This window comes from Neolewinella lacunae, assembly GCF_014349155.1.
Classification (GTDB): domain Bacteria; phylum Bacteroidota; class Bacteroidia; order Chitinophagales; family Saprospiraceae; genus Neolewinella; species Neolewinella lacunae.
Map to the genome: position 1 here is coordinate 1,795 of NZ_JACSIT010000137.1, position 3,733 is coordinate 5,527.

Sequence of the window (3,733 nt, forward strand, 5' to 3'; positions counted from 1 at the left end):
GACATCGACGCAGGCGGGGTATCTAACCAGGCCTTAGGAACGGGAACGGACCCCAACGACATGCCGGTGACGGATGAATCGGATGACGACAGCAATCTCGAAGATGATCCAACGGTTACAACATTGTGCATCGAGCTTGAAGCCTTTGTTTTCTTAGAAGGAAGTTTGATTATACCTCAAACCGGAGCATACCAAACCAATATGCGAACGACCTTAAATAACTCTCGTTTGTTGCCGGGGCAGTTCAGTATAAATCCTTTTAGTGGAAACATTTACACACCAGCTCTAGGCACTGCGGGCCAAGCCTATAACATTGCTCCGTGGAATTATCAGGGGAATGAGGGTACTGGCTACGACTCCGGGGGATCAAGTATGCAGGCCAATGCAGGGTATCCTGCTGGGGTTGTAGACTGGGTGCTTGTATCATTGCGTACAGACCCGATTGATGGTTCACAAACTATCTGTCAACGAGCTGGACTTCTTTTTGAGGACGGACACATAGAATTTGTGAATACTGAATGCTGTGCTATTGACGGAACGCTGGAGTACTACATCGTCATTGAGCATCGTAACCACCTGATTGTGATGTCGCATGAGCCAGTGCCAGTAGTTGACAATAAACTGTCCTATGATTTCCGGGACAAACAGTCATATGTGAATGATCCTTTCAACGCGGGTAATATTATAGGACAAAAGGAGGTGTTGCCTGGCATCTTTGCAATGTTTGCTGGCAATGGAGACCAATCGGGAACATCTAATGAAGATACAGATATTACCGCATCTGATTTGTCCAAGTGGATCAATAATGGTCCACAAGCTAGAACGTACAACTTAGTGGACTACAACATGGACGGTGATGTAAGTTCTTTGGACTTCCAGTTGTGGCAATTGAACTCACCGAAGTTTAGTAGCGTACCACGCGACTAAGCCTATGGGAAGTGTCGTAGGGAGTAAAAAAGCTTACCTGCGGCACTTCCCAAAATTTTTTAACCGAGATGGAATAAAAGGCCTGCTGCCGGGCTGAATGACAAACAAATCTTAATCTCATAAGGATTTAAATCATGACTACCATGAATGAAAAATTACTATTGGTTCTTCTCTTCTTACTTACGACTGTTCAACTTTCTGCGCAGCGTATAATGGAATGGAGTATAGGGGAGCCTCAATTTACCAATTGCGAGGAGGGAAGAAATCTCTGCTATCCTCTTTTGTTGTCGATTGACGATGAAAATAATGCTCCTGACCTTAATACCAGTACCATCCGGTTCTTTTATGACGCTGGCTTTTTAGAAAACTTTACTTCTGAAAACGTGCTCAATGACTACACCGTCAGCGGTACCAACCTGAGTGATGATGTATACGGTTCCGTTTTTCAATTCACGGGTGGCGGAGGTGTCTGGGTGCAATTCAACTTGTTGCCAAATCCAGACAATCGAATTCTTTTATCCACAGCTCCTGTGAGAATAATGGATTTATGCTTTGAGTTGCGGCCAGATGTGTCCTTCCCTCTTTGCGCACCGATTGTATTCGATAATAATCAGTGTGGTTGGGATAATGGCATCGCGGAGGATGACGGCTATTTGGTAAATGACGCTGGGATTGTGGGTACTTATTCGATTGACGGCAATGGATTGGCGATCTTGGCGGATGATGAAGTCATAAACTATTTGTGGACAGCAAACCCCGATGGCTTTGACTGTAGGGTAGATGAATTAGATGATGTGGCTGGAATGACAGATGTTGATGGCTGTATTGAAGATGCTTGTGCTCCCGCAATTGCGATAGTCAAAACAGCTGAGTATGACCCCTCCACACAAGTGATTTCTTATACCTATACTGTGACCAATACTGGCTTTGTATCGCTGGACGACATAACAGTCACAGAGCAACCAATAGACTTTACGGGGACAGGCACGCTGCCCGCACCGACGTACGTGAGTGGCGGCACTGATCTTGACGGCGATGGTGATGCATTAGACCTGGCAGTAGATAGCAGTATGGTTTTTAGCGCTACCTATGTGGTAACGCAATTGGATATTGATGCCGGTGGTGTAACGAATCAGGCTTTGGCGACGGGAACCGACCCTAACAATCTATCGGTTTCGGACGAATCGGACAACGACAGTCCGCTAGAGGATGATCCGACGGTAACGCCGCTACCGCAGATGCCGGGTATTGCGCTAATCAAAACGAGCAGCTACGATGCCCTGACGGGGGTAATCACGTACACGTACACGGCGACGAACACGGGCAACGTCACGTTGGACGACATCACGGTCACGGAGCAAACTATTGACTTCACGGGTACGGGCACGCTCCCCGTACCGACCTACGTGAGCGGCGGAGCCGACCTGGACGGCGAGGGGGACGCATTGGACCTTGCGCCTGGTGCGGGTATGGTATTCAGCGCCACGTATACGGTGACGCAAGCCGACCTCGATGCAGGCAGGGTAACCAACCAGGCTTTGGTGACGGGTACGGATCCCAACGACTTGCCAGTTACGGATGAATCTGATGACGACAACAATATGGAAGATGAACCGACGGAGACACCGATTCAGCAGACGCCAGACTTGGGGCTGATCAAAACGAGCAGCTACAATGCCGTCACGAGAGTAATCACGTATACCTATACGGTGACGAATACAGGGAACGTGACGCTGGACGACATCACCGTCACGGAGCAAGCCATTGACTTTACGGGTACGGGCACGCTCCCGGTACCGACTTACGTGAGCGGCGGTGCTGACCTGGACGGCGAGGGGGACGCATTGGACCTTGCGCCTGGTGCGGGTATGGTATTCAGCGCCACGTATACAGTGACACAAGCTGACATTGACGCAGGCAGTGTAACCAACCAGGCTTTAGGGACCGGTACGGACCCCAACGATATGCTGGTGACGGATGAATCGGATGACGACAGCAATGTGGAAGATGAACCAACCGTGACACCCCTTCCTCCGTCGGACTGTGAAGAACCGCTGACAATAGCTTGTATTGCGGACCTTAACATTACTCTTGATGCAGATTGTGGGGCGGTTCTCCTCCCTTCTATGTTATTGACTGGCGACTATCTATGTGCAGCTGACTATGTTATTCAAATCGATGGATTACCCACCGACGAGATAACAACTTGTGGAGAGCATACTTACATGATTACGCTCTTTAATACTGCTGGAGAAGCCATTTACAACTGCTGGGGCATCGTCAACGCCGAAGACAAGACGCCGCCGGCGGTTGTCACGGAAGTAGAAGACGTGAACCTGCTCTGTGTAGACCTTGACGCGAACACGCTGACGACGCTTCCGGCCAACATCAGCAAGTGCTACGAAGTATTCTCCAACGACCGCAGCGCTACGGCATCCGGCCAGGTCGGTGCGGTAGCTGGCACGACGGTAGCGGGTACGATGGCCCCCCAGCTGCGGGCCCGCCTGCTGGCCGGTGGCCTGACGCCGCTGCTGCCGACCTTCACGGACGGCTGCACGGACCGCATCCGGGTGTGCGTCAACGACGTGGTGGCCTACGACGCCGAAGACCCCCTGTGTGAAGACGTCATCCTGACGCGCACCTTCACGGCTACGGAGATCGCCGTCTGCCCGACGGCCGCTGGCGAAGCCAACGAGAGCGTAACGTCTTCATTCCGCATCATCTTCAACCGCCCGACGCTGGAAGACCTGGACGTATCTGCCGTTGAACCGGTAGTGTACTTCGAGCAGTGTGGCGTAGCCAACCC

General features: G+C 51.0%; 2 protein-coding genes. Both read left to right on the plus strand.

Going from position 1 to position 3,733, the window contains the following annotated elements:
• Positions 1 to 927: hypothetical protein (locus H9S92_RS14785; protein WP_187467475.1), on the plus strand; the 927-nt coding region annotated here is incomplete at its 5' end.
• 803 nt (positions 928 to 1,730) lie between these two features.
• Positions 1,731 to 3,733, plus strand: a 2,003-nt coding sequence (locus H9S92_RS14790) for a DUF7507 domain-containing protein (protein ID WP_454557406.1), incomplete at its 3' end; no start/stop codon positions are given.